Raw genomic sequence first — 22,299 nt, forward strand, 5'->3', positions numbered from 1 at the left:
GCCGTCGACTTCGTGTATCAGGTTGTTGAGGTCATTCTATGAACCGCAAGCCGGATCAGGTGATACGCAATTCCTACGGATGTAACGGAAAGTAAAACGCCCCACCGGCAAAAGCCTTGTGGGGCGTGGGTTTCAGGCGGCGCCTGTTTGGGGTGCTCAGGCTTGCCAGGCGGCGCGGTGTTCCGGTGACGACCACACCGCCAAGTGCAGGGCCGACAGCGAGAACGGGTCCGACAGCAACACCAGCTTCTGTTTGCCCGTGAGCTTGTCAGGGCCGACCTCCAGCGCGTGACGCACCGTGGCTTCACGCACGGCGAGCAGACGGCGGTCGTGAGGGAAGCGCGTGGTGCCGATCGCGCACATCAACGCGTTGGTGACCGGGTCGACCACGGCCTGACGAAAATCGGGCGTGGGAGGCGCATTGCGCAGATGCTTGCGCGTGGCGCGCAGTTCGCGCGGTGGGCGCACTTCCTCGGGGATCATGAACAGGTGCAGACGACGCATGCGCCGGCCCAGACTCACGCGGCTCGAGAACACCGACAGTGGAATCGACACGATCAACGCACCCACCACGGGCGACAGCCACCACAGGAAGCTCGGGTTCAGCCAATACACGATCGCGGCCCAGACGATGCCGATCACGGTGTGCAAGCCGTGGCGGCGCACGGCGTCGCCCCAATGCGTCTGCGCGTCTTCACGCGGGGGCGATTTCCAATGCACCTTCCAGCCGAGGAACGCGGCCGTCACGAAGCGCGTGTGGAACAGCATGCGCACCGGCGCGGCCAGCACCGAAAACGCCGCCTCGATCGCCATCGACAGCGCCAGATGGAGGGCGCCACCGAAGCGCTTCGGCCCTTGCGCCCACAGCACCAGCACACTCAGGATCTTCGGCAGGAACAGCACGGTGGCGGTGGCTGAGAACAGCGCGGCGGCCTTTTCCGGGTGCCATTCCGGCCAAATCGGAAAGAGCTGGCGCGGCTGCGTGAAGTACTCCGGCGCGATCAGCGTGTGCTTGGCCAGCAACGCCGTCGACAGGATCAGAAACAGGAACCACAGCGGCGCCGACAGATACGCCATCACACCCGTGATGAACACCGCGCGGTGCACGCGGTGGAAGCCCGGCGCACCGAACAGGCGGAAGTTCATCAGGTTGCCATGGCACCAGCGGCGGTCGCGGCCCAGCTCGTCGAGCAGGTTGGGCGGCATCTCTTCATAGCTGCCGTCCAGGTCATAGGCGATCCACACGGCCCAGCCGGCGCGACGCATCAGAGCGGCTTCGACAAAGTCGTGCGACATGATCTCGCCCGAGAGCGAGCCCTTGCCCGGAATCGGCGCCAGCGCGCAGTGCTTGATGAATGGGTCGAGCCGGATGATGGCGTTGTGGCCCCAGTAGTGCGATTCCCCAAGCTGCCAGTAGTGCAGGCCCGCCGTGAACAGCGGCCCGTACACGCGCGTGGCGAACTGCTGGATGCGCGCATACAGCGTGTCACGGCCGGCGGCGCGCGGCGCGGTCTGGATGATGCCGGCGGACGGTGCACCTTCCATCAGCTGCACCAGGCGCGTCAGGCAATCGCCGCTCATCACGCTGTCGGCGTCGAGCACGATCATGTAGCGGTACTTGCCTCCCCAGCGCCGGCAGAAATCGTCGATGTTGCCGCTCTTGCGCTTCACGCGGTGACGGCGCCAGCGGTAGAAGATGCGGCCAAAGCCATCGAGCGCGCGGCACAGGTGGAGCCACGCATCGGCTTCTGCGGTGCGCAGGTCCGGATCGCCGGAGTCCGACAGCACGAAGAAGTCGAAGTGCTCCAGATGTCCGGTGCGCTGCAACGATTCATACGTGGCGCGCAGCCCTGCGAACACGCGCTGCACATCTTCGTTGCAGATCGGCATGACGATGGCGGTGCGCGCATCGTCGGGAATCACGGCATCCGGCGCGGCGCGGCGCGAGATGACGAAGCGGTCGCCATGGAAGGCCAGCAGCAGGAAGCCGGTGATGGCCGTCCAGAAACCCGCTGACACCCAGCAGAACAGCACCGCAAACAGCACGATGATGATGGCTTCGAGCCAGTCGGCGCCGTGGTACGGCAGCACCGTGCTCATCGCCCAGGTGGCGGCGACGGTCTGCGCAATCATCAGCGCAAGCAGCGTCAGGCGACGGCGTGTGCCGACAAAGCGCCAGATACCTTTGGGGTCGGGCGAATCGGGTTTTTCGTAGGGCGTGGGCGCCTTGCCGCCGTGCTGCCAGCGGTGGATGGCATTGCGCATGCGCCAGATCGGCCCGAGCACCCACGGCCACGGCACCATCGAGCGGCGGGCAGGCGTAGGGCCGGTGTCCAGGTGGATGCGGCCTGCGCTGTCGTGCGCAAGCGGCGGCGCAGGTTCGGCGGCGGGTTCCGTGGATGCGGCATCGGCGCGCGTGGCACCGTAGGCGGCGTCCAGGCGCGACCCCACTGATGCGTAAGCCGGGGCTGTTGCTTCGAGCGAGGTCGTCTGCGCCGGGTCGAGCTTGGCCAGCGCGCGGTGCAGTTTGGCCAGCGCCGCCGCATCGTCGTCACCCGCTGCAATGCCAGCGTCACGCACCAGTGCAGCGCGAGCCTCGGCAGCCAGCGGGAGCGCTTCAAGATAGCGCTCGGCCACCGACTCGGGAGAGGGCATCGTGGTTGGGCTGGCGGAGGCGGCAGCGCCGCCATTCTGGGCTGTCGTCACGTTCAGCCCGGAGGTAGCAGGTAGCTCCACGTCTCAGAAATTCCGGTACCGCCGCTGCGCAGGTAACCGCGCAGCTCGATGGGTTTGTCGTCGTCGACCCGCTTGAGGCGCACAGTCACACGCCAGCCGCCGGTCGCGGTGTTGGGTTGGCCGAAGATCGATTCGATCTTGCCGTTGGCGTCTGCCGAGAACACCGGCTCGACTGGTGCGTTGGGCGCCAGCTTGGCCAGCGCCGGGCCTTCAAAGTCAACCACGAAGGCGATCGTGTCGTCGGGTTTGCGCTCATCCGGGCGCTTGGTGGTCCAGCCGTGCGAGCGGCGCGTCTGCGTGACCCACGACAGGGCCGGCTTCTTGTCGCCTTCCTTCTGCCACAGCAGACGGTATTCCAGGTTGAACGGCTGCTGCGGCTTGGGCGGGTTGTCCGGCACCCAGTAGGCGACCACGTTGTCGTTGGTCTCATCCGGCGTCGGAATCTGCACCAGTTCCACGCGGCCGGCGCCCCACTTGCCCACGGGCTCGACCCAGGTGCTCGGACGCAGCTCGTAGCGATCGCCGATCTCTTCGTAGCTGGAGAACGCGCGGTCACGCTGCATCAGGCCGAAGCCGCCCGGGTTGGTGGTCGAGAACGAGCTGACCAGCAGGCGCTTTGGGTTGGTCAGCGGACGCCAGATCCATTCGCCCGTGCCGGACAGCACCGACAGGCCGTCGGAGTCATGCACCTCGGGGCGGAAGTCCAGATTGGCGGCCGGCTGGTTCTCGCCAAAGAAGAACATGCTGGTGAGCGGGGCGATGGCCAGCTTGCTGACGTTTTCGCGCATGTAGACCTGCGCCTTCACGTCGACCACCGTATCGGTGCCCGGCTTGATGACGAAGCGGTACGCACCCGTGGCGCGGCGCGAGTTCAGCAGCGCGTAGACCGTCAGCTCCTTGGCGTTGGCCGCCGGGCGTTCGATCCAGAAATCAGTGAAGCGGGGGAATTCCTCGCCCGAGTTGAGTGCGGTGTCGATGGCCAGGCCACGTGCAGAGAGGCCGTAGACCTGGTTTTTGCCGATCGCGCGGAAGTACGACGCGCCCAGGAAGACGATCACTTCGTCCTTGTACTTGGGCGTGTTCATTGCGTAGTGCACGCGGAAGCCGGCAAAGCCCAGGTGCTGCAACTGCTTGGCATCCAGCTTGACCGGGCCGTAGTCGAACAGGCGCGGGTCGAAGCGGATCTCGCGCACGCCCGCCGGCGAGACCTCGTTGATCTTCACCGGCTGGTCGTAATACGAGCCCTCATGAAAGAAGCCGAGTTCGAACGGCAGCTTATCTTTGCGCCAATAGGCTTGATCCGACTTGAAGCGGATTTCGCGGTACTGGTCGTAGCGGAGTTCGCGCAACTGGCGCGGCAGCGTCTCGGCGGGCGCCTGGTACGGCTTGGCTGCCAGTTGCTTGGCGCGCACGGCCACGTCATTGAGGCCGAAGGCCAGTGCCGCATGTGCCGAAGCCAGTGCCAGCAGGCCTACAGCCAGCCGTGCATAGCCGGCAAGCGAGCGGGCCGGGCGGGATGGGCTGGAATGGAAGGGAACAGCGTCGGGAGTGTTCAAAATGAGATCGCGTACTGTGCGGCAGGTTGGAGGAAAGTGACGCTTGGGCCTGCCGATCATTCGTCTGTGCCCCCAGGATTTTACCCGCCGGACCTTTATGAGATCAAAACCGGCAACATTTTGATAACGTTTCCGCCGGTATTCCGCCTATAAACGCGTCAAGTTGCGTGTAAACCTCGTCTTTTCGTTGGGCCAGCCTTTCGGGCGGGGGAACGCGACCCCGCTCGTTGGGTCAGATCCGCGTTCGCCATTGTGCATCCTGCGCGCGTGGCACACTCTCGGCTCTTTCCTTCATGGAGTTCGCATGACTTGCTGGACGCACGGCGCGGTAGCGCTCGTTTTCTCGACCTCGCTGCTGGCGCCGGTGGCGTTTGCTGCACCTGCGGCCAAGGCGGCTCCGAAGGCGGAGGCACAGGCCAAGGCGGTGCGCGACCCGGGCGATGTGGCCGTGCTGCTTGATGCCTTCCCGCTCGGCAAGCCGCTGCGCAAGCTGCCTTCGTGTGAGGACGTGCGTAGTGCAGGCGGCAAGGACGTCTCCGAATACTGTTCCGACACGCTGGAATCGCATGGCCGCACGCGTTCGCTGGGCGTGCCGTCGGGCAAGCGGCCTGAGTTGATGGATGGCCCGCAGGCGGTGCTGCTGATTGACCAGGATGGCAACATCGCCGGCATGTTCGTGCCCACGCGTGGTGTCGATACGGAGCAGCGCGTGTTCCAGGCGCTGTCCGATCGCTACGGCAAGCCTGCGCAGGAAGGCAAGGCGCCGCTCAAGCTGAAGTCGGGCAAGACGGTCGATTCGCTGCGCGCGCGCTGGGCAGGGCATCAGACTGTCGTGACGATGTATGCGATTCCCGAAGAGCCGCAGAACGGCACGGTGGAATTCCTCTGGTCACCGCGCGCGGGTGCGGTGATGGATCAGATGCGTGCGGACGTGGACCCGGATGCCCCCAAGCCGGCTTCGGACGTGGCCGCTTCTGCGCCTGCCGCGGCAGCTAAGCCCGCCGCAGGGAAGCCGACGCCACGGAAGTGACCTCTCGGGGATTACGAACACACGTTCGTAGTCTCCGGTTACAACCCTTACACCCGCATGACCCCGGCGTCGCGTGGCGGCGCTTATAACGTCCGCATGGCCTCATTGGAGGGGCCAAAGGACGCTAATCATGAAAATCGTGGCTCTGGCCTCGCTTCTTGCACTGTCGGCCGCGACGCTTGGGGGGTGTGCGGTGTATCCGGCACCGGTGGCAGTTGCGCCTGCACCGGTCTATGCGGCGCCGGCCTATCCGGCCTACTACGGCGGGTACGGCTATTGGGGGCCGTCGGTGTACTTCAACTATCACCACCGCTGATCGGCGGCGCGCAGGTGAGCTAGCCCGCTGAATGCAGCCCTGGCCAGCCCGGCGCCAGCGTCTGCGGCAGGCCCAGCAAATCGAGCACGCGCCCGACTGTGTGGTCGACCAGGTCGTCGATGGTCTTGGGGCGCTGGTAGAAGCCCGGCACGGGCGGGAAGACGATGCCGCCCATCTCGGTGACGGCCGTCATGTTGCGCAGGTGCGCGAGGTTCAGCGGCGTTTCGCGCACCATCAGGATCAGGCGGCGGCGCTCCTTGAGCGTCACGTCTGCCGCGCGGGCGATGAGGTTGTCCGACAGGCCGTGCGCGACGGCTGCCAGCGTCCGCATCGAACACGGCGCCACCACCATTGCCTCGGCAGAAAACGAACCGCTCGCGATGGTCGCGCCGATGTCGCGCACGTTGTGCACCACGTGCGCAAGTGCTTCCACTTCTTCGCGCGCCATGTGCAGCTCGTGCTGCACGTTCATCAGCCCTGCCGGAGACATCAGCAGGTGCGATTCCACCCCCGCGGATTCACGCAGGCCCTGCAACACCTGCAGCAGCCGCACGCCATAAATTGCCCCCGACGCGCCCGTGATCGCCACGATGATGCGGCGCGCACGTGGCGTTTCGGTCGAGGCGGTTGCTGGCAAGGTCACGCTGAAATGAGGACGCGGATGGCGATCGGCAATCAGGCCGCCAGCAGCGGCTGCAGTTCACCGCTCTGGTACATCTCCATCATGATGTCCGAACCGCCGATGAATTCGCCCTTGACGTAGAGCTGCGGAATGGTCGGCCAGTTGGCGTAGTCCTTGATGCCCTGGCGGATTTCGTCGTCTTCCAGCACGTTGACGGTGTGCGGCTTGTCCACGCCGCAGGCCTTCAGGATCTGGATGGCGCGGCCCGAGAAGCCGCACATCGGAAATTGCGCCGTGCCCTTCATGAAGAGGACGACGGGGTGACCTTTGACGATCTGGTCGATTTTTTCGTGCGTGGTGCTCATGGGGAGACTCGATTCGATTTGGGGTGCGATTGGGGAGCAGCAGGACGCCGCGTCCGCATTGGAAAACTTCTCTATTTTAGCGAGATTCGGTCTGCGCCGTTTTAAGCCGCTGGGCGGCGCCCGCCGCTGCAGCGGTCGTGACCGGCCAAGTCCTGCGCGGTGAAGACGTCGGCAAAGCCCGCCTCCGTCAGCAATGTGCGCACGGCCTCGCCCTGATCGTAGCCGTGTTCGAGCAGCAGCCAGCCGTCGGCCGCCAAGCGCGCCGGGGCACCGGTGACGATGGCGCGCAGGTGGCGCAGGCCGTCGTCGTGATCGGTGAGGGCGCTGGCGGGTTCGAAGCGCAGATCGCCCTGGCCGAGGTGTTCATCGGTCGCGGCGATGTACGGCGGGTTGCTGACGATCAGATCGAAGGCGTGTGGCGCGTCGGCTTCGGCCAGTGCACCGTACCAGTCGCCCAGCGCGGCACGCAGATTCGTGGCGCCGAGCGCTTGCGCGTTGCCCATCGCCACAGCCAGTGCGTCGGCGGATGCATCGGTGGCCCATACGCGTGCATCGCGGCGCGCGAGCGCAATGGTGATGGCGATGATGCCGCTACCGGTGCCCATGTCCAACACGTCAGGGGCGTCGCGGTCTTCGATGCGATCCAGTGCCTGTTCGACCAGCAGTTCCGTATCGGGACGCGGGATCAGCACGGCCGGCGTTACCTTGAACGTGCGACCGAAGAATTCGCGCTCGCCCAGCAGGTAGGCCATCGGCTCACCAGCCAGGCGGCGTGCGGCGAGTTCGCTGATCTGTTGGCGCACGGCTTCGTCGATGCCATAGGTGTCTTGCGTGATGAGCTGCACGCGCGATAGTCCCGTCGCGTGCGAGACCAGCATGCGTGCTTCCAGCGCGGGCAGGCCGCTGCGGGCAAGCGCAGCCAAGGTCACGGCGACGGTAGAAAGCGAATCGGGCGAGAGCGCGGACACGGGGCAGGGTAGGCGTGATCGGGCCGCCAAAATAACACGGGCCCGCGTCGTGTGGCGCGGGCCCGTGTGAGGTGTGGCGCAGAGCGGGTTACGGCTTCTTGGCGCCCTCGACTTCCTTGGTGGTGGCGTCGATGGCCTTGTTCGTGGCTTCCTGGCCGGCTGCCACCGCGCTCGATACGGCGGCCTTCGTGTTTGAGGCTGCGTCCAGCAGGCTGGTCTTGGCGGCTTCCTTGGCCTGGTCCGCGGCTTCAGTGGCCTTGCCGGCGGCATTGCTTGCGCTGTCGACGGCGCTCTTGGCGGCATCGGCCGATTGTTGGATCGCATTCTTGGCGGCGTCAGCCGGGGCTTCGTCCTTCTTGCCGCAGGCGGCCAGGCCGAGGGCGAGGGTGGTGGCAACGGTGATGGCCAGCAGTTGGGTACGCATGGAGATTCTCCTAATCGTCGTGGTGGTTGCCGCGCCTGTCAGGGGAAGATGACCGCCGGGTGCGACCGGCGGCGCACTCGGCGCGATCGAAGTCGATTATAGGAACGGGCGGTCGACACGCCACCGCGCAAAGCTGTATCAAACGCAAGCGAATGTTACGAAATGGCCGCTTTTTAACAATCGGGCGCGTTAGATGTCCTCGCCCAGTGCAGCAAGCTGCTCGGCTTGGTGCTCGGCGGCCAGTGCGCCCACCAGTTCATCCAAGTCGCCGTCCATGATCGCGTCGATCTTGTACAGCGTCAGGTTGATGCGGTGGTCGGTCACACGGCCCTGCGGGAAGTTGTACGTGCGGATGCGGTCGGAGCGGTCGCCTGAGCCGATCAGGCTCTTGCGGGCGCTGGCCTCCTTGGCCTGTGCCTCGCGCTCCTGGCGGTCTTTCAGGCGGGCGGCCAGGACTTGCATGGCGCGGTCCTTGTTGCGGTGCTGGCTGCGGTCGTCCTGGCACTCCACCACCAGGCCGGTCGGCAGGTGGGTGATGCGCACGGCCGAGTCCGTCTTGTTGATGTGCTGACCGCCCGCGCCGGATGCGCGGAACGTGTCGATGCGCAGGTCCGCCGGGTTGATCTGGATGTCAGCCAGCGCATCGGCCTCGGGCATCACGGCCACGGTGCAGGCGGAGGTATGGATGCGCCCCTGCGCCTCGGTGGCTGGCACGCGCTGCACGCGGTGGCCGCCCGATTCGAACTTCAGCCGCGAATATGCGCCTTCGCCCACCAGCCGCGCGATCACTTCCTTGTAGCCGCCCAGGTCCGACGGCGATTCGCTGACAATCTCCACCTGCCAGCGCTGGCGCTCGGCAAAGCGCGTGTACATGCGCAGCAGGTCGCCCGCGAAGAGCGCGGATTCATCGCCGCCCGTGCCCGCGCGGATTTCCACGAAGATGTTGCGGTGGTCGTTCGGGTCTTTGGGCAGCAGCAGGCGCTGCAGTTCGCCTTCGAGTGCCTCAAGCCGTTCGCGCGCGGCACGGAGTTCGTCTTCGGCAAACGCCTTCATGTCCGGATCGCCCAGCAGCTCCTGCGCGGTGGCAATGTCGTCCTCAGCCTGCTTCCACGCCGCGAACTGTGCGACCACGGGTTCCAGCTCGGCGTGTTCACGCGTGAGCTTGCGGTATTGGTCGAGGTTGGCGGTGGCGTCTTCGCGCGCGAGCAGCGCGTTGATTTCGATGATGCGCTCGGCCAGTTGGTCGAGCTTGGACAGCATGCTGGGCTTCATTCGGGCAGTCGCTGGTGGAAACGCTAAGGCGAGGGCGGCGCAGGATACCGCACCGGAACATGCGCCACGGATGGGCGCGTGCGGACGAGGCGCCGCTAGCGCTCGGAGTGGCTGGACTGGCGGAACAGTGCCGGCAGCAGGTCGATGAGCTGTTCGCGGCCCTCGCCCTGCGCGTGGTTCAGCGCATGCGTCGGGCCGTGGAGGAATTTCTTGGTGAGCGCCTGCGACAGCGCTTCGAGCACGAGCGCCGGATCATCGCCGCGCGCGAGCATGCGCTGCGCGCGTTCCAGCTCGCCCTGACGCAGCGTTTCGGCCTGCGCGTGCAAGTCGCGGATGACAGGCACCACGCTGCGCGCATCGAGCCAGTGCATGAAATTCTGCACACGCGTCTCGATGATGGCCTCGGCCTGCGCGACGGCGGCCTGCCGCAGTGCGTTGCCCTCGCGCACGATGGCGCCGAGGTCGTCCACGGTGTAGAGGAAGATGTCCGACAGGCGTGCGACTTCGGGTTCGATGTCGCGCGGCACGGCCAGGTCGACCATGAACATCGGGCGGTGGCGGCGCTGCTTGATGGCGCGCTCCACCGCACCCAGGCCGATGATGGGCAGCGTGCTGGCCGTGCATGAGACGACGATGTCGAACTCGGCCAGCTTGGTCGGCAGTTCGGCCAGGCGCACGGCGCGGGCGTTCAGGCCCTGGTTCGACAGCGCTTCGGCCAGCTTCTCGCCGCGCTCCAGCGTCCGGTTGGCAATCACCAGCTCGCGCGGTTTTTGCGCGGCGAAGTGGGTGGCGCACAGCTCGATCATCTCGCCGGCGCCGATGAACAGCACGCGCTGCTCGGCAATCGATTCGAAGATGCGCTGCGCTAGGCGCACGGCGGCAGCGGCCATCGACACGGAATGCGCGCCGATCTCCGTCGTGCCGCGCACTTCCTTGGCCACCGCGAAGGTGCGCTGGAATAGCTGATTCAGGTACGTGCCCAGCGCGCCGGCCTCAGTCGCGGTGCGCACGGCATCTTTCATTTGACCGAGGATCTGCGTCTCGCCCAACACCATCGAGTCGAGCCCGCTGGCCACGCGAAATGCGTGGCGCACAGCCAACGATTGACCCAGCGAATACACGTGGGGCGCGAGTTCGCTGGCGTCGACGTTGTGGTGCTGCGCCAGCCAACGAATGGCGTGCTCATGCGCGGTCTCTTCAGGCAGGTTGCCGTCGGTCGCAAAGTAGAGCTCGGTGCGGTTGCAGGTGGAGAGGATGGCCGCTTCGGCCGTGCTCTTGAGGTGCGGCAGGTGCTGACGCAGCGTGCCCAGCGCGGGCTTGAGCTGTTCGAGCGGAAACGCCACCTTCTCGCGCAGGGAAAGCGGCGCAGTGTGGTGGTTGATTCCGAGCGTCAGCAACTGCATGTGGGGCGGCCGGTTAAGAGGGAACGGCACGAATTTTGAGCACTCGTGATTATAACGCCGGCCCCGACGCTCGACAGGACACAGGGCAATCTGACCAACGATCGGTGTCGAAATGTTGGTTATGCATCACCTGATGACGGGTGCGCTGGGGTTGCCTTCTGTGTGGTTTTCCGCCCGGCCTTGCGCTAAGGTACGCGTCCAATTGAATCGCGACGCATCGCGAAATCGCGCACGGCAACACGGAGAACAGGCAAATGGGGTGGATCGCGCCGCTATGGATCGGGCTGGCAGTGGGCGCTGCGGCGCGTTGGCTGTATCCGGGCGGCAAACGCCTCGGCTGGCTGGCTGCGTTGTTGGCTGGCGTGATCGGCGCGTTGGTTGGCTACTACGGAGGCCAGTTTGCGCACCTGTATGCCGACGGGCAGATCATGGCGTGGACGGCCGCGGTGATCGGCGCGATGGTGGTGCCGGCTGCGTGGGGTTTGCTGCGGGGCGGCCGCTGATGCGGCGTGCATGGCGGGCCGGTCTGCTCGCCATCGGCGCGATGTTGCTGGGGCTGCCGGTGGCCGGACTGGCCTATACGGTGCGCAGTTGTACCGAGTATTGGTATCCGCCCGCCAAGCCTGGGCAATCCATCTCCGATCTGCGGCCAGAGCGCACCAACGCTTGCCGCAAGCATGCGATCGAGATGCGCAGCGACCGTTTTGGCGTGATCGACGGCCAGGGCTACTTCATCACCACCGATGTGAACACGTCACGTGCGTGCGCCGGCGGCGGGCCGGCGTTCAACCCGTCATGCCTGATCCCCGGGCCCCTTCAGCGCAATGCGGTGTCGGAGGTCCGCAACTACTACCGGCTGACGTCGAATGGCGCGAGCCTGCGCCCGCTCGGTCAGGGCTATGCGACCGATAGTCGCACGGTGTTCTCCTACACTTCGCCGATTGCCGGTGCGGATGCAGCCAGCTTCCAGGTCTTCACGCCGGAGGGCGCGGCTGCTGATGCCGCCTGGGCCCGGGACCGCACGCGCATCTACCACGACGAGACGCCCGTGCCGGGCATGGTGCCGGGGCCGGTGACGGTGTTTGACGAGACCTTCGCTGTCAACGGTGGCCGGGTCTATGAGATCGATGCACTGGACGGCATCAAGCCGCGCCCCGATGTGCGGCCCAACCTGACTGTCCTGGCTTTTGCGCAGCCGCTGTACTCCAACGTGATCAGCGATGGCCAGCACATCTTCGTGAAGGGCAAGCCGCTGGATGGGGTGCGTGCGGCTTCATTCCAGATGCTGCCGTCGACGTGCCCGGTGCCGGGGCTGCCCGAGCTGAAATGCCGGACAGAACTCGTGCGCAACACCACCGCATCGAACTTCCGCATCGCCCGCAGTGGCAATGACATCCTGTACTTCGGCGAGGTCTACAAGGTCGTGCGCATTCGCAACGCGCCGGACTTCGTCTACTTCCAGGTCGCCGACAGTGACGAACTGCTGGGTCTCAGCGGCAATCGCCTGTTCCAGCTCGAGGAAATGGGTTCGGCGCTGGGCGATACCGTGATTGGCCGCCCCTATGTGGGCCGCCTGAACGGGCCGGTCGCCGGTTACCTCGTCGACGAGACCGGCTTTATCTCGCTGCATGATCTGGAGCGCGGCAGTGGTCCGCTGTGCGGTCAGGTGTCTGATCTCGCCACGCCCGAGCGCGATGGTGTGTCGCGTTTCGGCCCGATGAAACGCCTGCCCGAGGCCCAGGTGCCCGCTGGCTTCAAGATCGCGTTCGAGAACACGCGTTACCGCTACCTGTTCGCCAACCCGCGGCAGTCGACCGAATTCGACACGGTGATTGACCTGCGCGACGGCCGCCGTATGCGGGCCAACTGGTGCGGGGACGGCATTCAGCCGCAAGTGGTGCGGCGTTAGAACCCCAAGCGTGGTTAACCGCCGTTAACATGGCTTTGCTATCGTGGCGCGCTTTGCACAAGGCGCGCCAACCATGCTCCGCTCCCGTTTCTCCAACAAGACGTTGCGTCGCGTCGGGCTCGTCATCCTGCTGGCCGCGCCGGCTTGGTACATGGGCAAGATCACCATGGCCAAGTTCGAGATCGGCGGCGCCAGCCCCAACCAGCGTACGCTGGGCGCCGCCGCCTTTGTCGAGCAGCGCGGCATGGAGCAGATGTGCACTGGCGTGACCGTCACGCCGCAGTCGACCTGGCTGATCGGCAGTTACGAGGGCTCGCGCGATGTGGTGCCCGGCGATACCCACCCCGTCAGCATCGATGCACTGCTGCACGACAAGGCCACCACCGACGCCAACGGCGATGAGCCGACGGGCTCGCGCGGCATGCGCGAACGGACAACCTCCTTTCTCTCGCGCCTGAACGCGCAGGGCCAGTTCGAGCTGGTGGCCACCGTCAGCGGCACCACCTGCCTGCAGACCACTCCCGATGGGCGCACGCTCTATCTGCTCACGAGCCAGGACCGCCCGGCCTCTGCCAGCGGCGACGGCATCCAGCAGACCGCCGTGTTCCGCAGCGACGACCAGGGCAAGACCTGGACCTGGCAACGCGCGGGGTTCATGGACACCACCAATGTTTCTGCCTGGGCGCTCAAGCTGAGCGGGTTCGGCGCGCAGGAGCTGTGGAGCGTGGGTTCGGGCGACGGCCTAGTCTTCGGTGCAGACGCCGAGGCAGATGCCGGCGCAGACAATCCTGCGCCGGACACAGGCCGCGCCGTGGCGCTGTTCTACTCCAATGACGGCGGCAAGACCGCGCAGCGCGTGCCGGTTCCCCGGTCGATGCTGGTCAACGTGGACCACGTGCGCGGCAAGGCGCCGTCGGGCGTCGAATGGGGCTCCGGCGCCGAAGCCGTGGAGGGCGAGGTGCAGGCGCAGGTCGTGCAGCTGGATGCCCAGCGCGCGGTGCTCTGGGTCTCGCAACGCTTCCGCTACAGCCGGCCCGACAGTGCGTACTACGCTGGCGCCGTGCTGGTGACCAGCCGCGCTGAACTGCGTCGTGTCGACGACCACTGGCAGGTGGGTGCGCATCAACGCCTGGAAGACACCTGGGTTGACGCGGTCTACCGCAACCCCGCGGGCCGCGTGATCGGCCTGATCGACCATGCCGGCGACAAGCGCACGCAGGTGGCGCTGCTGGATGCCACCACCCTGGCCTGGAATGAGCAGGGCAGTCTGCCCACGTCGTTCGATCCGCTGTCGGCCAGCACCTATACGCGTGGCTTCTGGGCCGGGCAGGAGACGCTGGTGGCCAATGTGAGCGGCACCCACCATGTGCCGAAGTGGATCTACCTCTGGTCTGCAGACGGCGCCCAGATCTCGGGCGATGCGGTGTTTTACTCGCGCGACTGGGGGCGCTCCTGGCATCGGCTGGCGATCCCGGGCTACTTGGGCGTGGCCGGCTTCGACGCCGCGAGCGACGAGGTGTTCTGGTCCAAGGGCAACTGGTACGAGAGTTCGGACAAGCGCGTCTACGGCTACGGCCTGCGCTAGTCGCCGTCGCCCCGATCGCCGGACATGAAAACAGCCCCGCCGCAACGCGGGGCTGTTTTCGTTGCGCCTGCCTGATCAGACCTTGAACAGGACGTGCAGCATGTCGCCGAAGCTGCCGTATCGATCTGCATTGCCTGTAAAAAAGTGATGCTTAATCGCCTCAAAGTCGCCATGCCCGCTGGATGCCGTTTGACTTGCGCCAGCGCGTGGCGGTAACCCAGGCGCCGGCTCCCGCCCCATCTGCGGCACCTTCCCGACGCGCCAACTGTGGTCGACCCGCATTTTTGTGCGGCAGACGGAGGAGTATCATCGGCGCCCTGTTCACCACACCCGCCGGGAAGATTCAACATGTTGATCAAGCGCTTCGTCATGGCCGCCGCTGTTCTGACCACCCTCGCCATGGCGCCAGGCGGCGCATCGGCGGAGCCCACCTACATCGTTGGCGCAGGCGGCACCTACCGCCCGTTCGAGTTCGAAACCCCGCAGAAGGAATTGACCGGTTTCGACATCGACCTTATCAAGGCGATTGGCAAGGCTGGCGGCTTCAACGTCAAGCTGGTCAACTCACCGTTTGAGGGTATTTTTGCTGCGCTCAACCAGGGCGACCGCGACATCATCATTTCGGGCCTCACCATTACCGACCAGCGCAAGCAGATGGTCGATTTTTCCGCGCCGTACTTTCCGGCCAGCCAGGTGATCATCACCGCGCCGAACGCCAAGATCGCCGGTCTGGCAGACCTGAAGAAGCGCCAGGTTGGCGTGGTGGCGTCGAGCGCCGGTGACACCGCGGTCTCCGAAGAACTGGGTCGCACCAGCTCGGCCATCAAGCGCTTCGACAACACGCCGCTGATGCTCGAAGAGCTGTACCGTGGCGGTGTCGATGCGGCGGTGGGCGATGTGGGCGTGATCAAGTTCTACGTCAAGAGCCACCCGGAAAAGCCCTTCAGCCTGGTCTCTGACGCGAAGTTCAAGCCGCAGTACTTCGGCATCGCGGTCAAGAAGGGCAACAAGGTGGTGCTCGACCAGATCAACACCGGCCTGAAGAAGGTTGTTGCCGACGGCACCTACGCCAAGATCTACAAGCACTGGTTTGACGACAACGTGCCGACGCTACCCCAACAATAAGCAGCAATAAGCACGATTGCGCACCACGCGTTTTTCCCCGGAGCCGGCATTGCCGGCTCGTTTCATTCTGTTGCTCCAATAAAAAAGGTGGTCTCCATGGGTGGGTTCCAGTGGAACATCATCGGCGAATATCTGCCGCTCTTCGTCGAGGGCACGCTGATGACGCTCAAGTGCACGGTGATCTGCGTGATCGCCGGCACGTTGCTCGGGCTGGTGCTCGGCGTTGGCCGGCTGGCCGAGGCGCGCCATGGCTTCTACAAGTATTTCCTGCGCTACGCGGTGCAGTATCCGGTGCGCTTCTATGTCAGCTTCTTTCGCGGCACGCCGCTGTTCGTGCAGATTCTGCTGATCCACTTTGCGCTGATGCCGTTGCTCATCAACCCGGCAGATGGCTGGCTCATCAGCGGTGAGCTGGCGCGTGATGTGCGGCAGCAGTACGGCGCGTTCACGTCGGCGGTGCTCGCCATCTCGCTGAATGCGGGCGCGTATGTGTCGGAAATCTTCCGCGCCGGCATCCAGTCGATCGACCGCGGCCAATCGGAGGCGGCGCGCTCGCTGGGCATGACCTACATGGAGACGCTGCGCCGCGTCGTGCTGCCGCAGGCGTTTCGCCGCATGCTGCCACCGCTAGGCAACAACGCCATCGCCATCGTCAAGGATTCGTCGCTGGCCTCGGCCATCGGTCTGGCGGAACTGGCCTATGCCGCACGCACCGTGTCGGGCGCGTATGCGCGCTACTGGGAGCCGTATCTGACGATCTCGCTCATCTACTGGGCAATCACGCTGGTCTTGTCGGCCGGGGTTCAACATCTGGAAGCGAGGTACGGCAAGAATGATCGTCGTTAACAACCTGCAGAAGCAGTACGGCAATACGCACGTGCTGCGCGGCATCACCTGCCGCATCGAAGAGCGCGAAGTGGTGTGCGTGATCGGCCCGTCGGGCTCGGGCAAGAGCACGTTCCTGCGCTGCCTGAACGGGCTGGAAACGGTCTCGGGCGGCGAGGTGCTGGTCAACGGTTTCCACGTGGAAGACCCGAAGACCGATCTGAACAAGATGCGCGCCAGCGTGGGCATGGTTTTCCAGCGCTTCAACCTGTTTGCGCATATGTCGGTGCTCGACAACCTCGTGCTCGCGCCGATGCAGGTGCGCCGCATGAAGCGCGACGAGGCCGTCATCGTGGCCGAGCAACTGCTGCGCAAGGTCGGCCTGCTCGACAAGATCGACGCGCACCCGAGCCAGCTTTCGGGCGGTCAGCAGCAGCGTGTGGCCATCGCCCGCGCGCTGGCGATGTCGCCCACCGTGATGCTGTTCGACGAACCCACGTCTGCGCTGGACCCGGAGCTCGTCGGCGAAGTGCTGGAGGTGATGAAGTCGCTGGCCGAAGAGGGCATGACGATGGTGGTCGTCACGCACGAAATGGCCTTCGCGCGGGAAGTGTCGGACCGCGTGTTCTTCATCGACCAGGGCGTGATCATGGAAGAGGGGGCGCCAGAGCAGATTTTCACGGCGCCCAAGCACGAGCGCACGCGCGAATTCCTGCGCAAGGTGTTGTAGGAGCGACCAGATGGAAGCGAACGCAAGCGCATCGCCCGCGGGCGCCGATACTCCGGCGTCGCCTCCCGCGCAGACCTCGGCCTACGCCTGGAAAGCGTTGGCCGGTTCAACCATCGGTTATGCGATGGACGGTTTTGATCTGCTGATTCTGGGCTTCATGCTGCCCGCCATCAGCGCGGCGCTGGCCCTGACGCCGAGCCAGTCCGGCGCTCTGGTGACCTGGACGCTGATTGGCGCGGTGGCCGGCGGCATCGTGTTCGGCGCGTTGAGCGATGTGTACGGCCGTGTGCGCGTGCTCACCTGGACCATCGTGCTGTTTGCCGTGTTCACGGGCCTGTGTGCCTTTGCCCAAGGCTTCAGCGATCTGCTGGTCTATCGCACCATCGCCGGGATCGGCCTGGGCGGCGAATTCGGGATCGGCATGGCGCTGGTGGCCGAAGCGTGGCCCGCGCACAAGCGGGCGCGGGTGTCTTCGTATGTGGCGCTGGGCTGGCAGTCGGGCGTGCTGTTGGCGGCGTTGCTCACGCCGATGCTGCTGCCGGTTATCGGCTGGCGCGGCATGTTCGTGCTGGGGATGGCGCCCGCGCTGGTGGCCTGGCTGGTCCGCAAGACGCTGCACGAGCCGGTCGTCTTCGTCCGCCACGTGGATGCCGCGCGCCCGAAGCCCAATGCCTTCCGGCTGCTGGTGGCCGATGCCCGCACCACGCGCACCAGCCTGGGCATCGTCATCCTCTGCGCCGTCCAGAACTTCGGCTACTACGGCATCATGATCTGGCTGCCGACGTATCTGGGCAAGACGCTGGGCTTCTCGCTCACCAAGTCTGCGCTGTGGACCTCCGTCACGATTCTCGGAATGATGGCCGGCATCGTGGTGTTCGGTCATCTGGCCGACCGCATCGGGCGCAAGCCGACGTTCCTGATCTTCCAGGCGGGTGCCGTGGCCATGGTGTTGACCTATGCGCAGCTGACCGATCCGGTGACGATGCTCTGGGCCGGCGCGCTCATGGGCATGTTCGTCAACGGCATGATCGGCGGCTACGGCGCGCTCATCTCCGAGGCGTATCCGACGGCCGCTCGGGCCACTGCGCAGAACGTACTGTTCAACATTGGCCGTGCCATCGGTGGGTTTGGGCCGGTGGCGATCGGCAGCCTGGCGGCGGCGTATTCGTTTCAGGTGGCGATTGCGCTTCTGGCCGGCATCTATGTGCTGGACATGCTGGCGACGTTCTTCTTGATCCCTGAGCTGAAGGGCGCTGAACTAGTCTGACGGCAGACCGTTGGCTTGCGCGTTGCCCATAAGGAAAGCCCCGCACTGCGGGGCTTTTGGGAAGTGCTTTTCCAGCAGTTTGGCGGTGTGCTTATTCAGGCTCGCCTCCCAGTTCACGCTCGATCTGCTCGATGCTGGGCAGGCTGGTTTGCAGTTCTTCAGGCAGGGATTCCATCAACTGGTATTCCGCCACGCCGATGGGCTGGGTCTTGTCACGCAGCGCGTACTCGGCCACAACAGTGTTTTTGCTTTTGCATAGCAGCAGGCCGATGGTCGGGTTGTCCTGTTCAGCCTTGACCTGCATGTCCACGGCGGTGAGGTAGAAGCTCAACTGACCGAGGTGCTCCGGTTTGAACTTCTCGGCTTTCAGTTCGACGACCACGTAGCAGCGCAGCTTGAGGTGGTAGAACAGCAAGTCGATGAAGAAGTCGTCACCACCGACTTCAAGATGAACCTGGCGGCCGACGAAGGCAAAGCCCGCGCCCAGTTCCAGCAGGAACTGGGTAATGTGCTTGACCAGTGCCGCCTCGATTTCCCGTTCATTGGCTTCCTGGCCGACATCCAGGAAGTCGAACAGGTAAGGGTCTTTGAGCGATTGCCGGGCCAGATCGGTGCCCGGCGCGGGCAGGCGATCGGCGAAGTTGGTGATCGCTTGGCCTTCTCGCTCCAGCAGGCGGGATTCAATATGAATTTCCAGCGTGGCGCGCGACCAGCCTTGCTCCACTGCCCGTTGGGCGTAGGCAAGACGTTGTTCTGGCTGCTTCAGCTTGGCCAGCAATACGAGGTTGTGCCCCCAGGGCAATTGTCCAACAGCCTGTTGGACAATTGCCGCGTCCGGCCATGCCTCCGCGAAAGAGCGCATGTACATCAGGTTGGCGCGGGAGAAGCCCTTCATGTCGGGAAAGGCCGTCTTGAGGTCATGCGCTAGCCGTTCGATGACCTTGGCGCCCCAGCCTTGTGCAGCCTGCCGCTGCAGGATGTCACGACCAATCTGCCAGTAGAGCAGAACCAGCTCGCGATTGACGGCCAGCGCGGCCCGTTGCTGAGCACCATGAATGCGGCTCTTCAGCTCACCCAACCAGCTCGCGTAGCCTTCCGGAGCTGGAACGAGAGATACGGGCGCGTCGCTCATGCATTCCTTTTATGCGGCCTTTCTCTTGCGCTTGGACTGGGCGCGCTCTTTCTTGGGGATGCCCCCTAGAGCAGAAAAAGTCGTCAGACGTTGAACAGGAAGTGCAACACATCGCCATCCTTGACGATGTATTCCTTGCCTTCGGCGCGCATCTTGCCGGCTTCCTTGGCGCCTTGTTCACCCTTGAACTGGATGAAGTCGTCGTACGAAATCGTCTGGGCGCGGATGAAGCCGCGTTCGAAGTCCGTGTGGATGGCGGCAGCGGCGCGCGGGGCGGTGTCGCCAATGTGGATCGTCCAGGCGCGCACTTCCTTCACGCCGGCCGTGAAGTACGTTTGCAGGCCCAGCAGCTTGAAGGCGGCGCGGATCACGCGGTTCAGGCCCGGCTCGTCCATGCCGATGTCGGCCAGGAATTCGGCCTTGTCGGCGTCGTCCAGGTCGGCAATTTCGGCTTCGATGGCGGCGCACACGGCCACCACCGGCGAATTCGTCTGCGCAGCGTAGTTGCGCACGGCATCCAGGTGCGGGTTGTTTTCGAAGCCGTCTTCGCGCACGTTGGCGACGTACATGGTCGGCTTGGCTGTGATCAGGCACAGCGGCTTGAGCGTCGCCCATTCCTCATCGGTCAGGTTCAGGCCGCGCACCGGCTTGGCTTCGTCCAGCACCTTCTGGGCCTTTTCCAGCACGGCAACCAGCTTGGCGGCTTCCTTGTCATTGCCCGATTTGGCGGCCTTGGTGTAGCGCTGCAGCGCCTTTTCCACCGTAGCCAGGTCAGCGAGGGCCAGTTCGGTGTTGATGACTTCGATGTCGGCGATCGGGTCAACCTTGCCGGCCACGTGGATCACGTTGTCATCTTCGAAGCAGCGCACCACGTGGGTGATGGCATCCGTTTCGCGGATGTTGGCGAGGAACTGGTTGCCCAGGCCTTCCCCCTTGGATGCGCCCGCCACCAGGCCTGCAATGTCGACGAACTCGACGACCGCCGGCAGCACGCGCTCCGGCTTGACGATCTCGGCCAGCGCGGCCAAGCGCGCGTCCGGCACTTCCACCACGCCCACGTTGGGTTCGATCGTGCAGAACGGGTAGTTCTCGGCGGCGATGCCGGCTTTGGTCAGGGCATTGAACAGGGTCGACTTGCCGACGTTCGGCAGACCGACGATGCCGCATTGGAGGCTCATGGTGAAAAAGGCTCTAAATCAAGGGGTTACGTGACGCGGGGGAAGGCGGCAGCACAGCGGAAACAAGACTGTGCGCGTCGTTCACGGAAAGGCGTGATTGTAACCGCTCCGGATGGGGTCTAGCCCTGCGACGCCGCCTCGTTCCGCTTGCGCTGTGTACGGCTCGCCAGCACCAGGGCGATCCCGCCCAGGATGGCAGCGGAGGCCGTTGCCAGCCTTGGCGTGAGCGGCTCGGCCAGGAACAGCACCGCGCCGAACGCTGCAATGGGCGGTACCGACAGTTGCACTGCCGCCGCGCGGATCGCCGACAGCCCCTTCAGAGCGGCATACCAGATCACATAGCCGATGCCCGACGTGATTGCGCCGGAGGCCAGCGCCAGCGCAATCCCAGCCGGGCTGGCATGCGCGCGGGCGACCAGCACGGCACTCAAGGCGACGGCCATGGGTGCGGCCCGCAGAAAGTTGCCGGCGGTGGCGCCCAGCGGATTGTCGAGCCCCCGCCCCCGCAGCGAATACACGCCCCAGGCCACGCCGGCCACGGTCATCAGTGCGGCGCCCAGCGGCGTCGGTGCCGTCACACCGGGCGATACCAGATAGACGAGGCCACCCAGCGCCAGCGAAAAACCCAGCCAGCCGAGCGGCTCGAACCGCTCGCCCGCAGTCAGGCCTGCGCCCAGCATGGTGAGCTGCACCGCGCCGAACAGGATCAACGCCCCCGTGCCCGCGCTGAGGGTGAGATACGCGAACGAGAAGAGGGCGACGTAGGCGAACAGCATGGCCGCGGCGGTCCAATCCGTGCGGGCTTCTGGCGCCCGGCCGGCGTTGAACCGCGCGAGGATGGCCAGCGTGATCGCCCCCGACACCAGCCGGATGCAGGAGAAGCTCGCCGCATCAATGGCCGCATGCTGCAACGCCAGCCGGCACAGCAGCGAGTTGGCGGCAAACGCCACCATGGCGATGCTGGTGAGCACCACCGTGCGCAGGGCGAACTGGCCGTCGTTGGTGGTATCCATGGCATCCATGGTGGCCATCACGCGATGGGCGCTGCGCCCCAGAGGTGCGTTGCCGCAAGCACGGCGGCGCCCGCCAGCAGCGCCACGCCCAATGGCGCAGACAACCGCCGCCCCCACGCAACGTTCTTCTCGATCGCCATGGCGGCGGCCAGCACCAGCATCCAGCCGAGACTGCCCGCGCCCACCACGAACATCAGCAGCATCAGCGCCCAGCAGCACCCCACGCAGAACAGCCCGTGGCGCAGGCCCAGCAGGAACGCCTGCCGTTGCGGCGCGGGGCCGTGCCAATGGCTGATGACGAAGCTCAGCGGCGAGCGGCACTGGTCGAGGCATCGAGTCTTCAGCGCGCTGAACTGGAAGGCACCGGCACCCGCCAGCGTGGCCGCACCAATCAGCCAGCCATACCAGCCCAGCAGCGGCATCCGCGCGACCCCGGCGAGCAGTAGGGCATGCAGCCCATGCGCCAGCAGGCCGAACGCGCTCCAGGCAGCCAGATAGCCCACGCCCAGCAGCACCAGCAGGCGCTGGCGATCCACCCGCCCCGCAACGACGCGGTCAAACGCCTGGAACAGCGGCAACGTGGTCGGCAGCATCATCGCCAAGATCATCAGCGTCCAGGCCAATGCGTAGAGCGCCGCCGGCACGACGAGCGACCCGGCCGGCACGACGCGGCACAGCCACGCCGCCGGGCCGGAGGCCGTCCAGTCGCCGTGATCCAGATAGCGTCCATACGGGCTGCGCGCCCACAGCCACAGCGTGAGCCACGCAAGCGTCACCAGGCCGGCCAGCACCGGCAGGAAGACGCGTTGGTGGCGCGATGCGGCAACGCGCACGATCGCCACC

At 65.4% G+C, this 22,299-nt stretch carries 21 protein-coding genes; 9 read left to right on the forward strand and 12 right to left on the reverse strand.

Features of this window, described 5'->3' with window-relative positions; translation table 11 throughout:
• Positions 1-156: 156 nt before the first annotated feature.
• Positions 157-2,736: a glucans biosynthesis glucosyltransferase MdoH gene (gene mdoH / locus F7R11_RS25300; protein WP_064805369.1), complete on the reverse strand. Its 2,580-nt coding sequence runs from the start codon at positions 2,734-2,736 to the stop codon at positions 157-159.
• Positions 2,709-4,292 carry a glucan biosynthesis protein G gene (locus F7R11_RS25305; protein ID WP_064805367.1) on the reverse strand — a complete coding sequence of 528 codons (1,584 nt, stop codon included), beginning with the start codon at positions 4,290-4,292 and terminating at the stop codon, positions 2,709-2,711. Before F7R11_RS25305 ends, mdoH begins: the two co-directional genes overlap by 28 nt.
• Before the next feature lie 304 nt (positions 4,293-4,596).
• On the opposite strand from F7R11_RS25305, the gene F7R11_RS25310 reads away from it, so the two are divergent.
• Entirely contained in the window at positions 4,597-5,322 is a 726-nt protein-coding gene (locus F7R11_RS25310; protein ID WP_064805365.1) for a hypothetical protein, read from the forward strand.
• A gap of 130 nt (positions 5,323-5,452) precedes the next feature.
• Positions 5,453-5,638, forward strand: coding sequence for a hypothetical protein (locus F7R11_RS25315; RefSeq protein WP_021197442.1), 186 nt, complete (start codon positions 5,453-5,455; stop codon positions 5,636-5,638).
• A 19-nt stretch (positions 5,639-5,657) separates the two neighbouring features.
• On the opposite strand, the gene F7R11_RS25320 is transcribed toward F7R11_RS25315, so the two are convergent.
• From F7R11_RS25320 to hemA, 6 genes are all read right to left on the reverse strand, one after another.
• On the reverse strand, positions 5,658-6,281 hold the full coding sequence (locus F7R11_RS25320; protein ID WP_064805363.1) for a UbiX family flavin prenyltransferase: 624 nt from the start codon (positions 6,279-6,281) through the stop codon (positions 5,658-5,660).
• 32 nt (positions 6,282-6,313) lie between these two features.
• Positions 6,314-6,625: a Grx4 family monothiol glutaredoxin gene (gene grxD, locus F7R11_RS25325; protein WP_021197440.1), complete on the reverse strand. Its 312-nt coding sequence runs from the start codon at positions 6,623-6,625 to the stop codon at positions 6,314-6,316.
• 101 nt (positions 6,626-6,726) lie between these two features.
• Positions 6,727-7,593 (reverse strand): peptide chain release factor N(5)-glutamine methyltransferase, encoded by an 867-nt coding sequence (prmC, locus tag F7R11_RS25330; RefSeq protein ID WP_279630101.1) that lies wholly within the window; start codon positions 7,591-7,593, stop codon positions 6,727-6,729.
• Positions 7,594-7,681: 88 nt separating this feature from the next.
• Positions 7,682-8,017, reverse strand: a complete 336-nt coding sequence (locus F7R11_RS25335; protein WP_048935369.1) for a hypothetical protein — start codon at positions 8,015-8,017, stop codon at positions 7,682-7,684.
• 189 nt (positions 8,018-8,206) lie between these two features.
• The gene (gene prfA / locus F7R11_RS25340) at positions 8,207-9,289 is read right to left on the reverse strand and encodes a peptide chain release factor 1 (RefSeq protein WP_064805361.1); all 1,083 of its coding nucleotides are present in this window, start codon (positions 9,287-9,289) and stop codon (positions 8,207-8,209) included.
• Between the two features lie 95 nt (positions 9,290-9,384).
• A complete protein-coding gene (gene hemA, locus F7R11_RS25345) occupies positions 9,385-10,692 on the reverse strand; it encodes a glutamyl-tRNA reductase (RefSeq protein WP_021197436.1) in 1,308 nt (435 codons plus the stop codon).
• A gap of 254 nt (positions 10,693-10,946) precedes the next feature.
• Between hemA and F7R11_RS25350 the strand changes: the two genes are divergently transcribed.
• The 7 genes from F7R11_RS25350 (at position 10,947) to F7R11_RS25380 (ending at position 18,133) form a co-directional block, all read left to right on the forward strand.
• Complete coding sequence (locus F7R11_RS25350) at positions 10,947-11,195, forward strand: GlsB/YeaQ/YmgE family stress response membrane protein (RefSeq protein ID WP_021197435.1); 249 nt, start codon at positions 10,947-10,949, stop codon at positions 11,193-11,195.
• A complete protein-coding gene (locus F7R11_RS25355) occupies positions 11,195-12,601 on the forward strand; it encodes a DKNYY domain-containing protein (protein WP_064805359.1) in 1,407 nt (468 codons plus the stop codon). Before F7R11_RS25350 ends, F7R11_RS25355 begins: the two co-directional genes overlap by 1 nt.
• 73 nt (positions 12,602-12,674) lie before the next feature.
• Positions 12,675-14,186, forward strand: coding sequence for a hypothetical protein (locus tag F7R11_RS25360; RefSeq protein ID WP_064805357.1), 1,512 nt, complete (start codon positions 12,675-12,677; stop codon positions 14,184-14,186).
• A gap of 348 nt (positions 14,187-14,534) precedes the next feature.
• A complete protein-coding gene (locus F7R11_RS25365; RefSeq protein ID WP_082932852.1) occupies positions 14,535-15,311 on the forward strand; it encodes a basic amino acid ABC transporter substrate-binding protein in 777 nt (258 codons plus the stop codon).
• A 96-nt stretch (positions 15,312-15,407) separates the two neighbouring features.
• Positions 15,408-16,157: an amino acid ABC transporter permease gene (locus F7R11_RS25370; RefSeq protein WP_064805353.1), complete on the forward strand. Its 750-nt coding sequence runs from the start codon at positions 15,408-15,410 to the stop codon at positions 16,155-16,157.
• Complete coding sequence (locus F7R11_RS25375; protein ID WP_021197430.1) at positions 16,144-16,866, forward strand: amino acid ABC transporter ATP-binding protein; 723 nt, start codon at positions 16,144-16,146, stop codon at positions 16,864-16,866. Before F7R11_RS25370 ends, F7R11_RS25375 begins: the two co-directional genes overlap by 14 nt.
• Before the next feature lie 10 nt (positions 16,867-16,876).
• Positions 16,877-18,133 carry an MFS transporter gene (locus F7R11_RS25380; protein WP_064805351.1) on the forward strand — a complete coding sequence of 419 codons (1,257 nt, stop codon included), beginning with the start codon at positions 16,877-16,879 and terminating at the stop codon, positions 18,131-18,133.
• 91 nt (positions 18,134-18,224) lie between these two features.
• Here F7R11_RS25380 and F7R11_RS25385 read toward each other — a convergent pair whose 3' ends face one another.
• The 4 genes from F7R11_RS25385 to F7R11_RS25400 form a co-directional block, all read right to left on the reverse strand.
• Complete coding sequence (locus F7R11_RS25385; protein ID WP_064805349.1) at positions 18,225-19,265, reverse strand: PDDEXK nuclease domain-containing protein; 1,041 nt, start codon at positions 19,263-19,265, stop codon at positions 18,225-18,227.
• An 83-nt stretch (positions 19,266-19,348) separates the two neighbouring features.
• The gene (ychF, locus tag F7R11_RS25390) at positions 19,349-20,443 is read right to left on the reverse strand and encodes a redox-regulated ATPase YchF (protein ID WP_064805347.1); all 1,095 of its coding nucleotides are present in this window, start codon (positions 20,441-20,443) and stop codon (positions 19,349-19,351) included.
• A gap of 119 nt (positions 20,444-20,562) precedes the next feature.
• Positions 20,563-21,456 (reverse strand): DMT family transporter, encoded by an 894-nt coding sequence (locus F7R11_RS25395; RefSeq protein ID WP_064806456.1) that lies wholly within the window; start codon positions 21,454-21,456, stop codon positions 20,563-20,565.
• A gap of 17 nt (positions 21,457-21,473) precedes the next feature.
• Positions 21,474-22,298: a DUF2182 domain-containing protein gene (locus tag F7R11_RS25400; protein WP_249042864.1), complete on the reverse strand. Its 825-nt coding sequence runs from the start codon at positions 22,296-22,298 to the stop codon at positions 21,474-21,476.
• Between the last annotated feature and the right edge of the window lies 1 nt (position 22,299).

Origin of the sequence: Ralstonia insidiosa, assembly GCF_008801405.1 — a bacterium.
In the GTDB taxonomy this organism is placed as follows: domain Bacteria; phylum Pseudomonadota; class Gammaproteobacteria; order Burkholderiales; family Burkholderiaceae; genus Ralstonia; species Ralstonia insidiosa.